The following is a 2158-nucleotide window of genomic DNA, read 5'->3' as shown; positions in this document are numbered from 1 at the left end:
GGCAGAGCGATCTTGGTCGAGATCGTTCAGTGAAGGCTCGAAGTTGTTGGATAATCTCAAGATACAACAACATCAGCGTTGAGCAGTCGAATCGTGTAGATCATATAAGCGACGACGAGCTTGGGGCGGTCGCCTAATTTGAGCTGCTCATATCGAGTGAGACCATGGTTCAGGGATGGCCCGTGAAGAGCTTAGCGCGTCCAACCGATCGAAAGTCAGTAAGGGGCAAGAAGCCATCTTCTAAAGTAGTAGGTAGTCCGCGCCTCAGGCAGATCCCGCCAGGGACGGTCCGCACGATCCACAACACGCCCTCGACGAACATCCGCTGTCACGGCCCGTCGAGCCGCGCTGGTCTGGCCGAGGATGATCAAGCTGGAGATGCGATCCCATTGCCCATCGTTCAGAACGACCAATCCATGACACCGAAGGCTTCCTCCTAAAGGAAAGCCTTAAAACACTGTGCAACTGATTTGAGAAACCCAAGAGTCCGCACGACCTAGAGCGCGACCGGCGAGGCGATGAGTTGGGCGTCGTAATCGACAGTTCGCCGCTCGCTGCTCGCGCCGACGAAGCAGGCGATCGTTCCCCCGTGTGGGCATCAACTTCGCCGAGAGCAAGGCAGATGCAGGCGCGTGTAGTCATCCCCACCTGACGGTTTCGCTTGACTTCTCCCCGCAAGCAATTGGCGCTTGGTGCGATTGTCGCAACTCGCATGGACACGTCGGTGCCTAAGTTGCTTTCACGTCAATCTTCTTGGGCGGCTTCTGAGCTTCCGCATTTTTCGGCAAAGTCACCCTAAGGACGCCGTTCTTGACGGAGGCCTCAATCTTGCTGGCCTCCACACATTCCGGTAAACCGAAGTAGCGCGCGAAGGAGCCGTAACTGCGCTCGGAGAGGTAGTAGTCCTTGTGCTTCTCTTCCTTGTGTTCTTTTTTCTCGCCTTTAATGGTCAGTCCGCCATTGATAACCTGAACCTCTATGTCCTTTTCATCGAGTCCAGGCAGTTCGGCTGTAATCTCGTAAGCCTTGTCGCTTTCACTAAGATCCACTGCGGGGCTTGCGGCGACCTTCTTGGCAACCGACCTTCCAAGACTAGCGTGCGGGGGGAACGAGCGGCGCCAGAAATCGCCGCCAAACAAGTCTTCGAACAAGCGATCCACCTCGTTGCGCAATGCCTCGAGTGGGCGCCATGCTTCAGGAAAAAACGCGGGCTCACTAGCCTTCCTGGTGACGGGTACTCTCGTCTCATTCGTCATGATCTAACTCCATGTTTGAGATCATTCTGGAAGGCGCAATCTCTGACTGCGCTGAGCGGACCAGGTCGTCATAGACCGTAATAGCAACCAATGTGCCAACTCGCCTCCTGATTGAGCGCTCATGTGTGAGAGAACATGTTTGAGGCGATGGCTACGGGCGACCGGTTGAAAGTTTGGAAGATTGAGCAGGACCCATCTGAAATAATAGGTGGTCCCGGGGAATGCTCCCTAGGCATGCGAGGTGGCTGTCTAACAAAGGCGACCCACAGCGTCCGATCTCTGACAAGCTTGGTTCTCAATCGGACAAACGCTATGCAGCAGAAGAGGAAAGACGGAAGTTGCTTGGCCATCCTTCGTCTCGGCAGCAACGAGATGCCTGGCATCGACTTTGCACCGAGAGATCTGGGAACGTCGTGGAAAGTCACCCTGCTCGCAAAACGTCCTCTTGAGGTTACGCTTCCTTGGTCACACTTTGACCTCGCTTGCGAGCAGTTTGCCGGATGAAAGACGCCATCGATAGGCAATCCGGCACCACAGCGCAATTTAGTATCACGGGGCGGCATCGACTCTAGAACAGAGGAGGTTAGGCCATGTCTGACTCGTTCCAGCGCTCCAACCTGGCCCAGTCAATGGAAGCGCAACGTGCAGAAGTCGAGCACGCGCTCACCCGCAGCCCATTCAGAATCTACGCTGATCGCATGGGCCAACAGGGCGCGAAGACCATCAACATTCTACAAGTTGCCTGGATACTGCGGGTCAAGCGCGGCTGCGAAACGGTCTTTACACGCCTACCCGAGCTCTTGGCAAGCGGCGAACGTCTAGCCAAAGATCTGAGGAACCTGCGTGACGATGGACGGCTTGGCGTTTCTTGGCGTGAATACATCCGCGACGCGGGCGAGCGC

At 55.8% G+C, this 2158-nt stretch carries 1 protein-coding gene and 1 pseudogene; one reads left to right on the top strand and one right to left on the bottom strand.

Going from position 1 to position 2158, the window contains the following annotated elements; all coding sequences use genetic code 11:
- Positions 1 to 728 precede the first annotated feature (728 nt).
- Entirely contained in the window at positions 729 to 1256 is a 528-nt protein-coding gene (locus I6F33_RS37770) for an Hsp20/alpha crystallin family protein (protein ID WP_225143911.1), read from the bottom strand.
- Between the two features lie 590 nt (positions 1257 to 1846).
- Here I6F33_RS37770 and I6F33_RS37765 point away from each other — a divergent pair.
- Positions 1847 to 2158 (top strand): annotated as a pseudogene (locus tag I6F33_RS37765) (alpha/beta hydrolase); the annotation flags it as partial.

Origin of the sequence: Bradyrhizobium sp. BRP20 (assembly GCF_020194215.1) — a bacterium.
In the GTDB taxonomy this organism is placed as follows: Bacteria; Pseudomonadota; Alphaproteobacteria; order Rhizobiales; family Xanthobacteraceae; genus Bradyrhizobium; species Bradyrhizobium yuanmingense.
This window is presented reverse-complemented; position numbering and strand designations above follow the sequence as displayed.

Bases quoted from the DNA above. Each gene is read 5' to 3' on its own strand.
- I6F33_RS37770 (WP_225143911.1), bottom strand. From the start codon at position 1,256: ATGACGAATGAGACGAGAGTACCCGTCACCAGGAAGGCTAGTGAGCCC.